Origin of the sequence: Pedobacter ginsengiterrae, from assembly GCF_039537385.1 — a bacterium.
Classification (GTDB): domain Bacteria; phylum Bacteroidota; class Bacteroidia; order Sphingobacteriales; family Sphingobacteriaceae; genus Pedobacter; species Pedobacter ginsengiterrae.
The window spans coordinates 133,627-150,327 of the sequence record NZ_BAABAK010000016.1 but is presented as its reverse complement, the minus strand read 5'-3'; the positions used below and the strand labels follow the sequence as shown (position 1 = coordinate 150,327).

17 protein-coding genes are annotated in these 16,701 nt (G+C 35.1%); 7 read left to right on the top strand and 10 right to left on the bottom strand.

What is annotated here, in order from left to right; all coding sequences use genetic code 11:
- Window positions 1–2: 2 nt before the first annotated feature.
- The 5 genes from ABD692_RS16455 to ABD692_RS16435 form a co-directional block, all read right to left on the bottom strand.
- A complete protein-coding gene (locus tag ABD692_RS16455) occupies window positions 3–317 on the bottom strand; it encodes a circadian clock KaiB family protein (RefSeq protein ID WP_316757856.1) in 315 nt (104 codons plus the stop codon).
- Complete coding sequence (gene kaiB / locus ABD692_RS16450; protein ID WP_344768704.1) at window positions 317–604, bottom strand: circadian clock protein KaiB; 288 nt, start codon at window positions 602–604, stop codon at window positions 317–319. The genes ABD692_RS16455 and kaiB overlap by 1 nt, the downstream gene beginning before the upstream one ends.
- Entirely contained in the window at window positions 604–2,346 is a 1,743-nt protein-coding gene (gene kaiC / locus ABD692_RS16445) for a circadian clock protein KaiC (protein WP_344768702.1), read from the bottom strand. Before kaiC ends, kaiB begins: the two co-directional genes overlap by 1 nt.
- A 340-nt stretch (window positions 2,347–2,686) precedes the next feature.
- Window positions 2,687–3,433 carry a LytR/AlgR family response regulator transcription factor gene (locus tag ABD692_RS16440; protein WP_344768700.1) on the bottom strand — a complete coding sequence of 249 codons (747 nt, stop codon included), beginning with the start codon at window positions 3,431–3,433 and terminating at the stop codon, window positions 2,687–2,689.
- 10 nt (window positions 3,434–3,443) lie between these two features.
- A complete protein-coding gene (locus ABD692_RS16435; protein ID WP_344768698.1) occupies window positions 3,444–5,366 on the bottom strand; it encodes a histidine kinase in 1,923 nt (640 codons plus the stop codon).
- Window positions 5,367–5,719: 353 nt separating this feature from the next.
- Here ABD692_RS16435 and ABD692_RS16430 point away from each other — a divergent pair, with 353 nt between their 5' ends.
- The 5 genes from ABD692_RS16430 to ABD692_RS16410 all read left to right on the top strand — a co-directional run bounded on the left by ABD692_RS16430 (window position 5,720) and on the right by ABD692_RS16410 (window position 11,924).
- A complete protein-coding gene (locus ABD692_RS16430) occupies window positions 5,720–5,923 on the top strand; it encodes a hypothetical protein (protein WP_316757845.1) in 204 nt (67 codons plus the stop codon).
- Between the two features lie 329 nt (window positions 5,924–6,252).
- Complete coding sequence (gene gwsG, locus ABD692_RS16425; protein WP_344768696.1) at window positions 6,253–7,185, top strand: grasp-with-spasm system ATP-grasp peptide maturase; 933 nt, start codon at window positions 6,253–6,255, stop codon at window positions 7,183–7,185.
- A 159-nt stretch (window positions 7,186–7,344) separates the two neighbouring features.
- Window positions 7,345–8,433: a hypothetical protein gene (locus ABD692_RS16420; protein WP_344768694.1), complete on the top strand. Its 1,089-nt coding sequence runs from the start codon at window positions 7,345–7,347 to the stop codon at window positions 8,431–8,433.
- 1 nt (window position 8,434) lies between these two features.
- Window positions 8,435–10,627, top strand: a complete 2,193-nt coding sequence (locus ABD692_RS16415; RefSeq protein WP_344768692.1) for a peptidase domain-containing ABC transporter — start codon at window positions 8,435–8,437, stop codon at window positions 10,625–10,627.
- Window positions 10,617–11,924, top strand: a complete 1,308-nt coding sequence (locus tag ABD692_RS16410) for an HlyD family secretion protein (protein WP_344768691.1) — start codon at window positions 10,617–10,619, stop codon at window positions 11,922–11,924. The genes ABD692_RS16415 and ABD692_RS16410 overlap by 11 nt, the downstream gene beginning before the upstream one ends.
- Window positions 11,925–11,960: 36 nt before the next feature.
- On the opposite strand, the gene ABD692_RS16405 is transcribed toward ABD692_RS16410, so the two are convergent.
- From ABD692_RS16405 to ABD692_RS16395, 3 genes are all read right to left on the bottom strand, one after another.
- On the bottom strand, window positions 11,961–12,350 hold the full coding sequence (locus ABD692_RS16405) for a LytR/AlgR family response regulator transcription factor (protein ID WP_316757830.1): 390 nt from the start codon (window positions 12,348–12,350) through the stop codon (window positions 11,961–11,963).
- A 97-nt stretch (window positions 12,351–12,447) separates the two neighbouring features.
- Window positions 12,448–12,828: an SDR family oxidoreductase gene (locus ABD692_RS16400; RefSeq protein WP_344768689.1), complete on the bottom strand. Its 381-nt coding sequence runs from the start codon at window positions 12,826–12,828 to the stop codon at window positions 12,448–12,450.
- Entirely contained in the window at window positions 12,801–13,214 is a 414-nt protein-coding gene (locus ABD692_RS16395) for an SDR family NAD(P)-dependent oxidoreductase (protein ID WP_344768687.1), read from the bottom strand. Before ABD692_RS16395 ends, ABD692_RS16400 begins: the two co-directional genes overlap by 28 nt.
- A 311-nt stretch (window positions 13,215–13,525) precedes the next feature.
- Between ABD692_RS16395 and ABD692_RS16390 the strand changes: the two genes are divergently transcribed.
- Window positions 13,526–14,080, top strand: coding sequence for a hypothetical protein (locus ABD692_RS16390; RefSeq protein ID WP_344768685.1), 555 nt, complete (start codon window positions 13,526–13,528; stop codon window positions 14,078–14,080).
- 200 nt (window positions 14,081–14,280) lie between these two features.
- Here ABD692_RS16390 and ABD692_RS16385 read toward each other — a convergent pair whose 3' ends face one another.
- Together ABD692_RS16385 and ABD692_RS16380 are read right to left on the bottom strand one after the other, a co-directional pair.
- Window positions 14,281–15,303 carry an LLM class flavin-dependent oxidoreductase gene (locus ABD692_RS16385; protein ID WP_344768683.1) on the bottom strand — a complete coding sequence of 341 codons (1,023 nt, stop codon included), beginning with the start codon at window positions 15,301–15,303 and terminating at the stop codon, window positions 14,281–14,283.
- Window positions 15,304–15,576: 273 nt separating this feature from the next.
- The gene (locus ABD692_RS16380) at window positions 15,577–16,035 is read right to left on the bottom strand and encodes a PA2169 family four-helix-bundle protein (RefSeq protein WP_316757821.1); all 459 of its coding nucleotides are present in this window, start codon (window positions 16,033–16,035) and stop codon (window positions 15,577–15,579) included.
- A gap of 97 nt (window positions 16,036–16,132) precedes the next feature.
- Here ABD692_RS16380 and ABD692_RS16375 point away from each other — a divergent pair, with 97 nt between their 5' ends.
- Window positions 16,133–16,621 (top strand): DUF4385 domain-containing protein, encoded by a 489-nt coding sequence (locus ABD692_RS16375; RefSeq protein ID WP_344768679.1) that lies wholly within the window; start codon window positions 16,133–16,135, stop codon window positions 16,619–16,621.
- The last annotated feature ends 80 nt before the right edge of the window (window positions 16,622–16,701 follow it).

The window sequence follows — 16,701 nt, the reverse complement described above, 5'->3', positions numbered from 1 at the left end:
AACTAACTCCTAATTCCCAATCCAAGTAAAACTTTTTCACGATCAGAAAAATCGCCAATCAAACGCTTTTTAGGACCTGGATTTTTTTTAATTAGCATAGGTAAAGCCGTAACATTCTCTTCCTTTACCAGTTCTGGTTGCTGGTGGGCATCAATAATTTCGAGTATGTATTTGTCTTTAAGAAATTCTTCACAGATGTGGCGAAGATTCGTAATAGCCCTTGCAGATATTGGTGAGGAACCGGCAATAAAAAGCCGTAAAATATAATGCTCAACTATATCTTCTCTGGGATTCAAATGATCGCTTTCTTCTATCATTAACTGGTTGTTCTTGGACGAATATCTAGCCCAACTAATACTTTTTCAACGTTGGATAAATCTCCAATAATTTTACGTACTGGTTCTGGTACTTTTTTAACTAAGGTCGGAATAGCAAGTATTTGATCACCTTCGGCAAGCTGGGGTCTTTCAAGCAAATCGATTACCTCAATGCTATACTGACCCTTCAAATGTTCCTCGCAAATTTTCTTAAGGTTTTCTAAAGCCACAACCGATTTTGATGTTTTACCGGCAACATACAGCCTCAACTCATATAATTTAGCCACTATTTATTCGTTTTTTTTGTTTTGGATTTAACAGGCGTCGAAATATCAGCTCGACGAAGATCAGTTATTTTTGATATTGTATCGCCCATAATTTGCTTTTTCAGCGCTTCCTCTACATATACTTTATTTAATTCTTCTTCTGCCGATTCGTATTCAGATCTTAGACTGTCAATTTTAGATTCGAGCACTTTTCGCTTACGAATAAGCTCTCGGTCTTTTCTGCTTACTGCCTGTTCATGAATAATTTCTCCTGTCTGCTGCAGTAATAATCTTGCTTCTCTGGCCGAACCTGTGAGCACGCCATCTTCCGTCAAGAATACATCAACCAAATCCAAACCTTTATCGGTAATCACAAATTCTCTGATTTGATTAGAATGTTTCATACCTCGTGATTTCATGATATACAATCCACGGTTCCGCTCTCCATTATTTTCGATATCTCGGATTTGCAACCAGGCATCAACTAAAGAAGAAACCCCCTCATCGGTTTGTTCGTTAACCACATTATTTAGGGTTAATGCAGTAAACATAACCGTTATCTGCTGAATCTGCAGAAAATCGATCAGGCGTACCAGCATTGTTTTCACTTCACTAACCGAGCCAATAGTTATCAGATTCGTAATTGGATCGAGAATAACTGCATCAGGTTTAAATTTATGGATGGCTTTATGTATGGCTACTAAATGCATCTCGAGCCCAAACAGTGTAGGTCGGGATGCATAAAACTGAAGATACTTATCATCAACATGTTTTTGCAGATCCATACCAATCGATCTCATATTACGGATAATTTGTTTCGGAGATTCCTCAAAAGCAAAGAATAAACATTTCTCTTTTCTTAGACATGTTGCATTGGCGAAACTGGCTGCGATACTGGTTTTCCCTGTACCAGCGGTGCCAGATGCTAAGATACTGCTCCCTCTATAGAAACCTGCATTACCCAACATTTTATCGAGTGCCTTAACGCCCGAAGAAATGCTTTCAGATGAAACCTCTTTATTTAGTTCCAGCGAGGTTATTGGCAGTACCGATATACCCTCATCATCAATTAAAAAAGGATACTCATTTGTGCCATGAACAGAACCTCGGTATTTCACAATCCTAAGTCTGCGGGTAGAGATTTGATTAATAATTCGGTGATCCAAAAGAATCACGCAGTCCGATACATATTCTTCTAATCCTTGGCGAGTTAGGCTTTTTTCTCCACGCTCACCAGTAATAATCGCAGTTACGCCCTTTGATTTTAGAAACTGAAATAACCTGCGAATTTCAGCACGTAATATCCCTTCATTTTTAAGTCCTGAGAAAAGATTTTCAATCGTATCCAGCACAACACGCTTGGCACCTATACTGTCGATAGCATAATTCAAACGTATAAATAGGCCTTCAAGATCATACTCGCCAGTTTCTTCTATCTCGGCACGATCAATATGGATATAATCTATACGGATTTTTTTTTCATGCTCTAGCTTTTCAAGATCGAATCCTAAAGAAGCAACGTTCGTTTTAAGTTCATCTGCCTTTTCTTCAAAAGCCATGAACACGCCAGGTTCACCATAATCAAGGGCACCTCTAACAATAAATTCAATCGAAAAAAGTGTTTTTCCAGAACCTGCCTCTCCGCAGATCAAGGTAGGGCGACCCGAAGGAAGGCCTCCAAGTGTAATTTCGTCTAATCCAGCAATTCCAGTAAGTGTTTTTGAGATCGCTACAGGCGAGGGCTGTTTGTTCAATTTAGCCATTAATTAAAATTTAATTATTAAAGCTATTAAAAATAGTACAAATTGCAACTTCCACCCTACTCAAACAAGGAATAGTATAAAAGGTTTTAATCCTAAAAATTAAAAACTAATAATTAAGCAATTGCGGAATAGGTATTTATCTAATCGCACAACATATAACTATAAATTAAAAAAGATGGAAAAACTGGAGGTTTTTCAAAAATTGAATAGCTTTTTAGGAAGCTTGCTTATAATAAAACTTGACAGCTATAACCAGATATGGGTAATTCTAATTTCAGAATTTAATGCTTTTAAACTGGCTGAGTTAAAAAATGCTCTACTTTATACGCTCAAATGCAGGTTAGGCAATATTTTCCAAATACCTAAGTACCTCTTCTTTTTTCCTGCTAGATACAATAATACTTTCCTTGTTTTCCATTTGTAAATAACCTTCTCGATAGTATTTTTTAACGTATTTAAAATTTACCAAATACGATTGATGACACCTTAGAAAACCAAAAGGCGTAAGCAAACTTTCATATTCTTTTAATCCTTTCGAAACCAAAATATCATGACCATTATTTAAATAAAATGTCGTGTATCCTTTATCACTTTTGCAATACATAATATCTTCTATGGATACCACTTCAATAAACTCGACACTTTTTAAGGCGATGCGTTTGCTTGCACCTAAGCCTTGAGCCAGATAATAATCTCTGGAAACAGCCAGTTGCTGTTGCTCAAATTTTTCGTGTTCACGATGGTGAAAACATTTGTGTAATAAAGCGGTAAGCGATACTTCATCGATCGGTTTTAATAAATAACCAAATGCGCCTAAATTAAGTGCCTGTATTGCATATTGATCGTAGGCTGTTAAAAATACCACCTGAAAATCGTTAATACCGATTTCATGAAAGAGATGAAAACTGTCCCCATCCTTTAACCGAATATCAGCTAAAATAATATCAGGTTTCAAGGCTGGTATTTCTTTAGCTGCAACAGCAATTTCGGCAGAAGAGCCAATTACTTCCAGGTAATCAATTCGATTTACAATCTGAAGAATGTGTTGTAAAATTCGAATTTCATCTTCTAAAATATACAGTTTCATAGCTTTCATATTAGTTGTTTATTATAGGCATAATAATCTCAACAAGTACGCCTTTTGCATCAGCTCCTACTTTATCAGCAACCTTAAAATGGGCTTTTTGCTTGCGTGAGGTAAATAATAAATCGAAGCGTTCTTTTAAAATAATTTGAGCAAGCGATTGTTTTTTCTGCTTATCATCGGCCTTTTTTGTCAAACCACAACCATTATCATCAATAGTAATCACCAAATATTCACCATCAATCTTAAAAGAAATTTTTAATAAACCTTTGTATGTAATGTTTCTAAAACCGTGTTCTATCGTGTTTTCAACAAAAGGTTGAATCAACATCGGCGGAATAAGAATTTCGTCAAGATCTAAATCATCTCCGACAGTAATTTCATAATTAAAAACATCTGCATAGCGCATTTGTTGCAGTTGTATGTAGTTATTTAAGGAAGTAATTTCCTCTTTAATTTCTATAAAATCTTTTCGGTTTTGCTCTAAAATACCACGTAATAAACCAGAGAAGGATTGCAGGTAACGAACGGATTCAGTTGTATCGCCAGTAGCGACTAAACCTTGCAGATTAGAAATGGCATTAAAAATAAAGTGTGGATTTAACTGAACCTGAAGCAACTTCTGCTCCATAGTTAATCTTTGGTTTTCAGACTTTAATAAGGTATTTTTTTCTCGTAAACGCTGTTGCCTGTAAACAATATAAAATAAAGCCACCATTACTATGAAAATAATTACAATCAAAAACATCGACCAACGTTGCTGTTTAATTATGGTTTCGTTAAGCTTGTTTCTGCTTTTTAATTGGAGTATGTTTTGGTCTTTCTTCTCTGTTTCATATTTCTCATGCATTTCTGCAACTTTTACGGTTTCAATGGCCTTATTATTGCGTAATTCAATGCTATGAGCAGAATCTAAAGCTGCAAATGCTTTAGCAAAATCGCCTTTCATTTTATAAGCTTCTACCAAACCTAAATAATATATCTTTTTCTGCTTTCCAGATAAATCTTTGTGTTCCAACGCCATACCCGCTTTGTAATAAAAAATAGCAGAATCTGCCTGCTTATTTAATATAAAAGACGTTGCCAGGTTATTGTAAGCTATATCGTTTAAGTCGTTGGTTTTCTTTAAATAGTTAAAATAGATCCTGCTCGATGCCAGCGCCTTATTGTATTGCATTTGCGCACTGTAAATTTGCGATTCATTATCATACGTACGGGCAATTGCCAAACTATCGCCTAATTTTTTAGCTAAAGTGCGGGCCTGAGCATTATAATATGCCATTTTCTTAAAATCGCCTAAGCGAGATGCTAAAAGAAAAGAAATATCAAAATATCTTTGTTTAACAATTGCATGAGAATTAAATGGATGGTTTTTGAAATACAGGGCTGCGTACAATAAAGATTTTTCTTCATTATGGTTTTGATAGTAAGCCCTTGCCAGTAAATCGTAAAAACGATAAGTTAGTTTACTTTTCACACGTTCGCCATTTTCAATTAAAGAGAAAATGCGTTTTACCAAAACAGATTCTACCATCGAACCATTACCAAGCGCTAAATCTAATTGATGATATTTCTTAAGTAACTCAATAGGATCAGCTACTTTTTCACCCTTCATTTTATTAAATTCAATTAGAGCACTGTCGCGTTTTTTCTCAATGCTATATCTCCTTCCTTTAAAATAATGATAAAAAGGATTTTCTTCTCGGTTAGCTTGTTGGTATAGTAAGCTATCTTCTACGTAAACCATTTTTTTTACCGTAGCTGAAGCAAGCGTATCAAACGAAATAATCAGGTTCAAATAGTCTTTCTGCGTGGAAACTACCGCTTTAGCATTTTCTATTTTCGAAGTACTTTTTTCGTGATTACAAGAGATTACCAATAATGTAAATAAACTAATGTAAAAAGTTATAGCTGTTTTTATTTCCTTGTTACTCATTAATGAATTTAGATTATCAATTTGATTAAATATCGGCTAAATATAGATACAGAAAATCTCAATTAGTAAGGCTATCGAATATTCGTTACGCTTTAATCCATATTCGTATCTGATAAATAATTATTTGAAAGCACATCAATTGTTAATAATCAGCAAAGCGCAGTCGATAACCTAATAATTCTAGAAATAGTTGGTTAAAACGAATAGAAGTTAATAATAAACGAATATTTATTCAACCCTGTCGTATATCAACTACATGTTGCAATCCAATTTTGCTGTATTGAGATTTAGGTTAATAAAAAACCTAAACGCCAGGGTACGTTGGCGAAAACTCAATTAAAATTTTATGTATTATGAAAACAAACAGAAGCTTGTTTGAAAAAAGAATCGATTTAAAAAGTTGTCAAATTAATGGAGGGAGATTGGCTGAAGAAGTTACCCAAAAGGAAAGTTCTACTTCTACAAATTCCAATGGTTGTACAGACACTAAGTACACAACAAAATCAGACAAAGGTGGTACAATAAAAACCTGCACAGACTTTGACTGTCCTAATTAACAAAGTATTTAATAAACCGATTTTAAAAATTCAAACACAAAAACATGAAAAACAACAAAAGTTTATTCGAGAAAAGAATTGATTTATCAAGCTGCCAAATCAACGGAGGAAGACTAGCTACAACTTATCATGAATGTTCAAGCGCAACGAAAAGCCCTCACTGCTCTGATACGTACACAACAACTTTCGATGATGGTGGTAAACAGACGGGATCAAACATGGATTTTTACGATTGTAGCCCTTGCTAATTAGGTAGAAATAATTTACATAAAAGCGGAGGCCTTGCCCTCCGTTTTAAAATTCTTAATAAAAGTTGCATTTATAAGCTTATGATTTTAATTTTTTCCATTAATGATGATTATTCTACAAGCCGAGTTATTAATTGGCTAATACATCTGAAAAAAGAATTTATTCGAATTAACGAAAATACCAATGTAAAGTTAATATCACTTACAGAACATGATTTCATATTGAATATAGATGGTAAAACATTGAAAAGCAATGAGATAACCAAAATATGGTACAGAAGAGGCGATTTATATTTGATGAATAATTTTAAAAGCGAGCATATTAACAATTATTTATCTTCAGAAAATACATGCTTAATGGAATATATGCATTATGCTTTTGATAAAAATAATTGCTTAAATAATTTTAAAACCAGCGACATTAATAAACTCTACCTTTTAGATTTATGTAAAAGATTTAATGTACTTGCTCCAAATTTTATTGTTACAAGTTGCAAAAATGTACTAATGGATTTTTACAACAGAGAAAAAAACATCATCTCAAAACCTTTGAATGCACCGTTTTCTACTTACGATTCGGATAGTTCGCTTCATATGGCATACACCTCAGAAATTGTACTCGAAGACATTCGCAGTTTACCAAATGAATTTGTACCTACATTTTTTCAGAAAAATATTATTAAGGCTTACGAATTAAGATGCTTCTACTTAGATGGAAGTTTTTATGCAATGGCTATTTTTTCACAGAATAATAATAAAACCAAAGTAGATTTTAGAAATTACGATAATTCAAAGCCCAATAGGATTACACCATATCAATTCCCAAAATCTTACCAACGAAAAATAAAAAAATTACTTGATGCTATAGGATTAAACTGCGCTTCGTTCGATGTTGTTTATTCAAAAGAAGATCAGCAATATTATTTTTTAGACCTAAATCCAATTGGTCAATTCGGAATGGTTTCTACGCCATGCAACTACAATTTAGAAAAGGAAATCGCTTTAACGCTATGATATGAAAAACATCCAACTCGAAATACTTAGCGGGAATGCTCCTATTCATTTAAAATCTTTAATTAAAAAAGACAGACCTAAATATTTGGTAAAAACCAGGGAGTCAAAAATTTTTACAACCAGTAATTTGCAGTTAGACTTTCTTTATAAATCGCCAATATGAACAATCTATTTTTAAGAAATCAATTATGTGTACCCGTAAAGGGATACAACCGAGCCATTATTTATGATATTCTTCGAAAAGATTATTTTCTTATTCCAAAAGAACATTGTGCTATTCTGGATACAAATGATTTTATACAATTTGATAAAATTGAAGATGTTGAAGAGCGAGAAGAACTTATCGATTTCTTGGTTAATGAAGAAATCATATTTCAACTTTCAACTAGCGAACAAAAAAAGCATTTCAAAAGTTTAAATAGGAATTTTGAAAATCCTAACCCACTAACTAATGTTATTATTCATTCGAATATAGATTTTCGCTTCTTAGATTTAATTAAAGATCAATACCTTTTAAATCTGTCAATTATATCTCAAGAAATAGACGACAATTTACTTGCGATTTTGCAAAAAGTAAGTGAGCTTGAAATAGATAGTATCTATCTATATATCGAAAATTCTAACATTGAAAAATTGGATGAATATAAAAAGCTATTTGCAAATTACAGTTTAATTTTTTCAGTGAATTTCTTTAATTCGAAAAAAATTATAGATAAAACGCAACTATCTCAAAACATATATTACAACTTTTTTGAAGAAGAATTTTCAACCTATAAAAGAACGCTCAGTATCGATAAATTGGCTATTAATGCCGAACATTTTTTAGAAGCCTACAATTTTCACTCTTACTACTTTGCTAAAGTTTATATCGATGAAAATGGAAATATAAAAAATGGTTTAAATAATTTGGAGAATTTTGGTTGTATAAAATCGTTAACCTCATCACAATTTAAGGAAATAATTTCCTCATCAAACTTCAAGGAATTAGGCACCATTAAAAAAAAGGAAACGCTTGTGTGCTGTGATTGCGAATATAGGTACATGTGTGTAGATAGCCGAGTTCCTTCAAAGGGTAAAAAGCACTGGTTTCATCAATTTGAGTGTGTTTATAATCCATATTTATCAAAATGGAGTAATGAAGAGGGTTACTTAAATCTGGAAGAATCTGGAGTGTATATTTCTGCATCAGGTTGCACCATAGATCAGGAAAAGTTATCCGAAAACTTTGATAAAATCTGGAATACTTAGTATGAAAAAATTCCCCTTTTACAAACAACCAGATGCTAAAGATTGTGGCCCTACTTGCTTACGCATTATAGCTAAACACTATAATAAAAGCATTCCGTTACAACACTTAAGAACACTTTCTGAAACCACCAGAGCAGGGAGCGGCTTGCTTGGACTTAGTAATGCTGCAGAAACTTTAGGCTTTAGAACTTTAGGGGTTAAAATAGACTTTAATACGCTGGTTGCTGATGCGCCATTGCCTTGCATTGCACACTGGAATAAAAACCATTATGTAGTAGTTTATAAAATTGATAAGGCCAATAATGTTTACATTTCCGACCCGAGTTATGGGTTAATATCTTACACAAAGGAAGATTTTATTAAACATTGGATTGGTGAAAATGCACACGACAATACCGAAGAAGGTATTGCACTCATTTTAGAAACTAGCCCGTCTTTTTACAAAAACGACTTTGACGAAGAAGAAAGCAAAACAAGTTTCTCTTTCCTCTCCAGATATTTATTGAAGTACAAATCGCTTGTGATCCAACTGGCTATTGGCCTTTTAGCGGGGAGTTTACTATCACTTATTTTCCCTTTTCTTACCCAAAGCATTGTTGATGTTGGCATACAAAACCAGGATATTAACTTTATCTACCTTGTTTTATTGGCTCAGGTAATGCTTTTTATTGGTAAAATGGGAATCGAAATAATACGAAGCTGGATTTTATTACATCTCTCTACCCGTATTAATATTTCCATAATCTCCGATTTTTTTATCAAGTTAATGAAACTTCCTATCAGTTTCTTTGATACCAGAATGACTGGAGATATTATGCAGCGAATAAACGATCATCATAGAATAGAGCAGCTCTTAACCAATTCTTCTTTGAATACCTTATTCTCGATGGTGAACCTGATAATTTTTAGTGTTGTACTACTCGTTTACGATTATCGGTTATTTTTCGTTTATATAATAGGTGCCATATTATATGTGGCTTGGATTAGCTTTTTTCTGAAAAAAAGAAAAGAATTAGACTACAAAATGTTTTCGCAGATAGCTCAGGAACAAAGCACCGTAATCGAATTAATTAATGGCATGCAAGAAATTAAAATGCATAATGCCGAAAAACAAAAACGTTGGGGTTGGGAATTTTTACAGGTCAAGCTATTTAAAATTAAAATTAAAGCCCTTTCCTTAGAGCAATGGCAATCAGTTGGTGGAGGGTTTATTAATCAGATAAAGGATATTTTAGTAAGTTTTCTGGCGGCAAAATTGGTATTAAGCGGAAACTTAACGCTGGGCATGATGCTTTCTGTACAATATATCATTGGCCAGCTCAATAGTCCGCTGCTCCAATTAATAGATTTTATTAAACAAACACAAGATGCCAAAATTTCACTCGAACGATTAGGCGAAATCCATAATAAGGAAGAGGAAGAAAACAACGATAAACAGTATGCTACAGAAATTGCAGAAAAAGATATAGAACTAAATAATGTTTCTTTCAGATATACTGGCGCAAGTTCATCTGTTTTTCAGGATTTGAATCTCGTTATCCCTTATCAAAAAACTACGGCAATAGTTGGCGCAAGCGGTAGTGGTAAAACAACTTTACTTAAACTACTCACAAAATTCTACGACCCAGATACAGGCGAAATCAAAATTGGAAATACGGATATGAAGAATATTTCGCCAAGGTATTGGAGAAATCATTGCGGTGTGGTGATGCAGGAAAGTTATGTATTTAACGATACGATAGCAAATAATATCGCCATTGGCGAAGACACAATTGATAAGCAAAAACTAAGAAAAGCAATAGATATTGCTAATATTCAAGAGTTTATCGAAAGCTTGCCGTTAAATTACAATACCAAAATTGGCAACGAAGGCGTGGGCGTTAGCGGTGGACAAAAGCAAAGATTATTTATTGCCAGAGCTGTTTATAAATCACCAGAATATATCTTTTTTGATGAAGCCACCAGTGCTTTAGATGCAAACAACGAAAAGGTAATTATCGAGAATCTTGAACAATTTTTTAAGGGTAAAACCGCAGTAGTTATTGCACATAGATTATCAACAGTTAAGCATGCAGATAAAATTATTGTACTTGATAAAGGAACTGTTGTTGAAGAAGGCAACCATACAGAATTGGTAGCCAAAAAAGGAGAATACTATAAATTGATAAAAAACCAGCTCGAACTTGGAAACTAAAAGAGATAAATTGGATGAGGTTGAACTTCGCTCAGATGGTGTGCAGGATATTTTGGCAGAACCGCCACATTGGATGTTTCGCTGGGGTAATGTAGTGATATTGGGGATAATTTTAATGATTCTACTGATGAGTTATTTCATTAAATACCCAGAATTTGTGCCCGCAACCATCGTTGTCACTTCTCAAAATCCACCCGAAAAACTACAATTTAGAACCGATTCTAAAATTGAAAAGATATTTATAAGGGATAATCAAGAGGTAAAAAAAGATGAAATTTTAATGGTTTTGCAATCGACCGCAAATTATAGCGATGTTTTACAGCTCAAGAAAATAACAGATGCCGCCACAAATAATCAGCTGGCTTCTTTTCCCCTGGGTAAAATTTCAGGCTTTAAACTAGGCGAAGTGCAGAGCGATTATAATAATTTTGCCAAGGCATTTCAGGACGAAAAACTATTCACTCGTTTAAAACCCTATGCGCCAGAAAATTTAGCAACTGATCAAAATATAATAACAAACAAAAGCAGGATAATTACGCTTAAAAGACAAAAAACCTTCGAACTCGCAAAATACGATCTTGTAAAGAAAAATTACCAGCGTGCGCAACAACTGCTTAATCAAAAGGTAATTTCGACGTTTGAATTCGAAAGTGAAAAAATTAAATTTTTACAGGCACAGCAGAGTTTGGAAGATCTAGAGATTTCTTTATCTCAAACAAAAGAAGCTATTTCTAACCTCGACAAAACAAAAAGCGGCACGACCATTAATGCAGAAAAAGACAAAATCAATTTCGCTTCGCAAACCCTGCAATTATTTGAGCAACTGAGGCGCTCGTTAAGAGCCTGGGAACAAAATTACCTGGTTGTTTCTTCAATTGATGGCATTGCCAGTTTTCAGCAGTTTTGGGGCGAAAATCAGTTTGTAAAACGAGGAGAACCAATACTTTCCATTTTACCTTTAGATAAAAAAGCACTAATAGGAAAAATGTTGGTTCCGTCGGTTAATTCTGGAAAGATAGCCAAAGGAGAAAAGGTCCTGATTAAGTTAGATAACTATCGATTTCAGGAATATGGTGTTGTTGAAGGTAGGGTTCAGAATATTTCTTTTACACCCGATGAAAAGGGAAACTACTATGTTGATGTAACGCTTCCAAAAGGGTTAAAAACTTCATATAAAAAAGTGTTACCTTTTGATAAGGAACTTAAAGGCAATGCCGAAATTGTAACGCAGGATTTAAGGTTAATTGAGCGGTTTTTTTACCAGATTAGAAAACTAACAGGCTGCCAAACAGAATAATGCATTGCATTTGTTAAAACATTTTGCGATTGATAACTACTCAATCATCGCAGCATTATTTCGCCTTAAAACCTGATTAATGGTTTCTAAAAATTTTGGAAAATAAACAGGTTTGGTTAAATATTTATCTCCACCAACTTGAAATGCATTTAACGCAAATTCATCGTAAGCCGTCATAAAAACTATAAATTTTACCTTGTCTCTTAATAGCCTGGCAACATCTATACCCGAAACATCCATTCTAATATCCAGAAAAAGAAAGTCGATATTATCGTCATCATTAATTTCTTTAATAGCAGAAATCCCCGAATCATAACTTTTAAGCAAGCTAAGCTTCGGTATTTGTCTGATATAGGTCGTTACCAAATCCAGGAAAGTACGATCATCATCTACAACTACACAGCGATATAATTTAGAGTTTTTCATTAATGATTGAAACACGCTAAATCACAAATTGTTCAGAAATAATAATAAAAGTATAATAAATAATACAACCAGAAGTACTAAACGTAATTATAGCCCTTTATTCCTCGTATTGCCAGGTTAAGCCTCCATCAACAAAGTAACTCGAACCAGTTACATAATCAGCATCGCTGGAGGCTAAAAAAGATACAATTCCTGCAACATCCTCAGGTTTCCCTAAGCGCTTTAGCGGAATATTTTTCAACACCTTATTTAGTTTTTTCTTATTAGCTAAAAGTGATTTATTTATCGGCGTTTCGATAGCTCCTGGGGCAACATTATTTATTCTAATATTAAAATCAGCAAGTTCAATAGCCAGATTCCTGCAAAGCATTTTAACCGCACCGTTGCTCGCACAGTAAGCGGCATAGCCTGGGAAAGGTATCTCTTCGTGCACAGAACTTACATTTACAATTACACCAGCAATTTTTGTTTTATACAATAGTTAGTGAAGGCCTGTATTCCAAAAAACAAACCCTTAAAATTGGTATTCATTACATCATCATATTCTTCTTCAGTAATTTTCCAAAACGGATTCTTAATTTCCATGCCCGCATTATTAACTAGAACATCGAGGCCGCCAAATGCCTTAACAGCTTGAGCAATTAATTTCTCAACACCTTTTTTACGACTAATATCGGCTTCGATAAAAACTGCCTTTCTCCCCATCTGCTCTACCTCACTTATAAGTTTTTCACCCCGCTCATCAAACTTATGTCCGTTAAAAATTACATTAGCACCTTCTTGTGCAAATCTTATTGCACATGCTGCTCCAATTCCCTGACTGCTTCCTGTTACTAAAACAGTTTTATTTTCAAATCGATTCATAAGTGATTAATAAAGCTTTAAAGATTAAGGTTTACAAAGCTTTTTTGTTTTAAATAAAATCGATTGATAAAACATTCATCAATTCAAAAATGAACTTTATCGCATTCTTAAAAAACGAAAATGAATTTCCTGTCCAGGAAAACGCCTGATAACAAAGCAACATCAAATTTATTGCCACCCCAAAATTCTACTATTTAGGCTATTGTCTTCTATTTAAGAATTATTTACAAAATTTACATTTTTATTTACAATACAAATCACTCGGTTCGATCAATATCATAATAGCTTTGCTTAATCAATTTGAAAAGGTTATGAAAAATTTAAAAAGAATCACTTACGTACTGATCTTGCCACTGGTTGTGGTGAGCGGATTAGTTTTTGCCAACCGCGACGTTAAAAGTAAACAATCGCCAAAACCTTCGTCAAACTCCGAGCAGAAAGCCCGCCAGGTAGAAGACAGGAAAAAATGGGAGGCTTCTGCCGACGGCATAAAGTACAAAAAATGGGAGATTTCCCCTGAAGGTAAAAAAGTGCATACCAGTCATGATAAAATAAGGAAACACATCAAAGATTTCACCAATATGGAGGCTGTTATAACATCCGTTACCTTCCAGCGCCCAAATGCGAATTCAACTGCTTCAAAATGGCTGATCGTGAGAATTGGTGGCGAAGAATACATGATGCAGTTTAATGCAAAGGAGTTTCAGCAGCTAAACAGCCTGAAAGTAAACGACAAAATAATAGTTAGAAGCCATAGCGCAGGATATTCGCCTAATCATCCGTATTTAATTGTATCAGGCGATTATATAGAACAAAACAATAAGTTGCTCTTTAAACGTGACTTTAACAAAGATAACCTTTGCTAAGGGTTAGGATTGTATGTTCCTTCATTTGTCAATCGTCGAAATTTAGAATAAGTAAATATAAGAGCCTGGCGAATGCACCAGACTCTTATATACTAAATGAAGATTACTTTGAAAACTTCAGTTCCTCCTGCTCCTGTAAAAAAAGCTTCGCAAATATTAAACATTGCTGGTAATTAAAAGTCTCAAAAATTATGAGCTAGTTATCGCCAGCCTAGTCCTGGGGCTACATATTCTAATATGGAAGACAGCACATGCACATTATAATCCACACCCAGGGTATTCGGGATCGTCAAAAGTACAGTATCCGCTTCCTGAATCGCCTCATCCTGAGCTAATTCCTTAATCAGCTGATCGGGTTCCGCTGCATAACCCTTGCCGAATACCGCCCTCTGGGTAGGCTCGATATAACCAAAGCTATCAGCTCCTTTACCTTGCTGTCCGAAATAATACCTATCCTGATCGTTCATCAGCGCAAAAATCGAACGACTTACCGATACTCGGCCCTCACGCTGGTGCCCTGCTTTCTTCCAGGCTTCTTTATACAACCTGATCTGCTCTGCCTGCTGGATATGGAAAGGCTTTCCGTTTTCGTCAAACTTCAACGTAGAACTTTGCAGGTTCATTCCGTTTTCCGCTGCCCATATCGCTGTTGCATTGGAAGCAGCTCCCCACCAGATGCGTTCGCGAAGCCCTTCCGAATGGGGCTCAAGGCGAAGCAGTCCAGGAGGATTTGGAAACATTGGATTTGGATTGGGCTGTGCAAAGCCTTCTCCACTTAAGCCATTCAAAAACTCAATTGCTTTTTCCCTGCCCATATCTGCATCATTTTTGCCCGCTTTTGGTTCATAACCGAAATGGCGCCAGCCTTCGATTACCTGCTCGGGCGAACCTCTGCTGATGCCAAGTTGTAACCTGCCGCCAGAGATCAGATCGGCCGCACCTGCATCCTCAACCATATAAAGCGGATTTTCATAACGCATATCGATTACCCCAGTTCCAATTTCTATTTTATTGGTTTTAGCGCCAATCGCTGAAAGTAAAGGAAATGGAGAGGCAAGTTGCCTTGCAAAATGATGCACCCTAAAATATGCACCATCCAAACCAATTTCTTCGGCGGCAACAGCAAGATCGATGGATTGCAATAATGTATCGCCTGCTGTACGGGTGAGGTATGATGGATGGTCGGACCAATGGCCGAATGATAAGAATCCTATTTTTTTCATACTGTAAAAATTGAAACCAAATTTACCAATATGACAAAGGAACCCAGGTCACCAGGTAGTCATATCAATTGCAAATTCAATAAATCTGAGAGCCTGGTCATCCATGCAAGCAATAGCAGTAAAAGACCTTAAACTAGGCACAAAAGGCATATAAAAAGAAAGCGGGAAAAACCAAAGGCTCTTCCCGCTTATCTAAATTAACGCTCTCGTATTAAATAACGGAAAAATAAACCGAAATCTTATGCGCAACGAAAAATAAATTTAGCATAAAAACTATAAGTCCTTATACTTCTGCTCCAATACCTCAATTTCTTTCAAAGATTCAGCAATTCCGTTTCTTTGCGTAGTCAACAAGTTCAAATGATCCTCATGCAACTGGTTATCCTTAATCACCATATCGTATTTCTCCAAAGCTGCTTTCTCACCTGTTACAATTGCACTTAACAATGCAGATTCGCTTTTATCAGTTAATGCCTCCTTAATATCGATCCAGGTACGGTGGATTGCGCCCAATATTCCGCCTTCATCATTCTCTGAATCACCGCCGTGTTTTGCCAAATGGGCTTTCAGTTCAGTTTCATATAATGCACGTTCTGCTACATATTTCAAAAACACTGCTTTCAACTCTACATTTTCTGTAGATTCTGATGCTGATTTGTAGCCTTCCTTTCCATCATTTACGATGGATACTAAGCCCTTTAAGTCTGATATAATTTCTTGATTATTTTCCATGATGATTCTTTTATTTAAAACCATTAATAGCCGATAAGGTTTTGACAATTCGTACAACCATCAAAAACATAATATTAAACAAACGTGTTGCTTACTTATGACCAGCCAAAGAAAACCCTCCTATCTGGATTTTGAGATCGACAGTTATCCATGGAAACCAGATATCGATTACAGAAAATACCCCAAAAAATACAGGGTGGGAAAAGGTGAACAGGGCGTTTTGATCTGTGAGCCTTACAAATCCGAAATCGGCCAGCATTGGCGCTTCCGAACCCCAGAAATTGCCATGGAGAGTAGCAACAAGATTTTCGAAATGTTTAATAACTTCATCAAAGAAAATGATTTCGTCGGTGCAGACATGGCTAGGAAATATCTGCAAATGGGATATACCCGTGCAAAAAGATATGCCAACTACAAAGGGGGCAACAAGTATGACAAGGAAAATGATTATAAACAACTGGAGCGGGGAACAGGCTCAGACGAAAAAGCAAAGTCTGCGGCAATCTTCTACGCCCTCTATAAAATGGCCGAAGCCAACCCAGTCTATAGAAAATTAAAAACCGACTGGAAAAAAGAAAAGGGCTAGCAACGTGAAATTATAATAAGTAGCTCTACCTTATTCAGACACATGGCCTACATAAACGTTATTTTATTTGAGATTAATCA

Coding starts and splice junctions, on each gene's coding strand:
- ABD692_RS16455 (WP_316757856.1), bottom strand. CDS start 317: ATGATAGAAGAAAGCGATCATTTGAATCCCAGAGAAGATATAGTTGAG.
- kaiC (WP_344768702.1), bottom strand. CDS start 2,346: ATGGCTAAATTGAACAAACAGCCCTCGCCTGTAGCGATCTCAAAAACA.
- ABD692_RS16440 (WP_344768700.1), bottom strand. CDS start 3,433: ATGAAACTGTATATTTTAGAAGATGAAATTCGAATTTTACAACACATT.
- ABD692_RS16435 (WP_344768698.1), bottom strand. CDS start 5,366: ATGAGTAACAAGGAAATAAAAACAGCTATAACTTTTTACATTAGTTTA.
- ABD692_RS16430 (WP_316757845.1), top strand. CDS start 5,720: ATGAAAACAAACAGAAGCTTGTTTGAAAAAAGAATCGATTTAAAAAGT.
- gwsG (WP_344768696.1), top strand. CDS start 6,253: ATGATTTTAATTTTTTCCATTAATGATGATTATTCTACAAGCCGAGTT.
- ABD692_RS16420 (WP_344768694.1), top strand. CDS start 7,345: ATGAACAATCTATTTTTAAGAAATCAATTATGTGTACCCGTAAAGGGA.
- ABD692_RS16415 (WP_344768692.1), top strand. CDS start 8,435: ATGAAAAAATTCCCCTTTTACAAACAACCAGATGCTAAAGATTGTGGC.
- ABD692_RS16405 (WP_316757830.1), bottom strand. CDS start 12,350: ATGAAAAACTCTAAATTATATCGCTGTGTAGTTGTAGATGATGATCGT.
- ABD692_RS16395 (WP_344768687.1), bottom strand. CDS start 13,214: ATGAATCGATTTGAAAATAAAACTGTTTTAGTAACAGGAAGCAGTCAG.
- ABD692_RS16390 (WP_344768685.1), top strand. CDS start 13,526: ATGAAAAATTTAAAAAGAATCACTTACGTACTGATCTTGCCACTGGTT.
- ABD692_RS16385 (WP_344768683.1), bottom strand. CDS start 15,303: ATGAAAAAAATAGGATTCTTATCATTCGGCCATTGGTCCGACCATCCA.
- ABD692_RS16380 (WP_316757821.1), bottom strand. CDS start 16,035: ATGGAAAATAATCAAGAAATTATATCAGACTTAAAGGGCTTAGTATCC.
- ABD692_RS16375 (WP_344768679.1), top strand. CDS start 16,133: ATGACCAGCCAAAGAAAACCCTCCTATCTGGATTTTGAGATCGACAGT.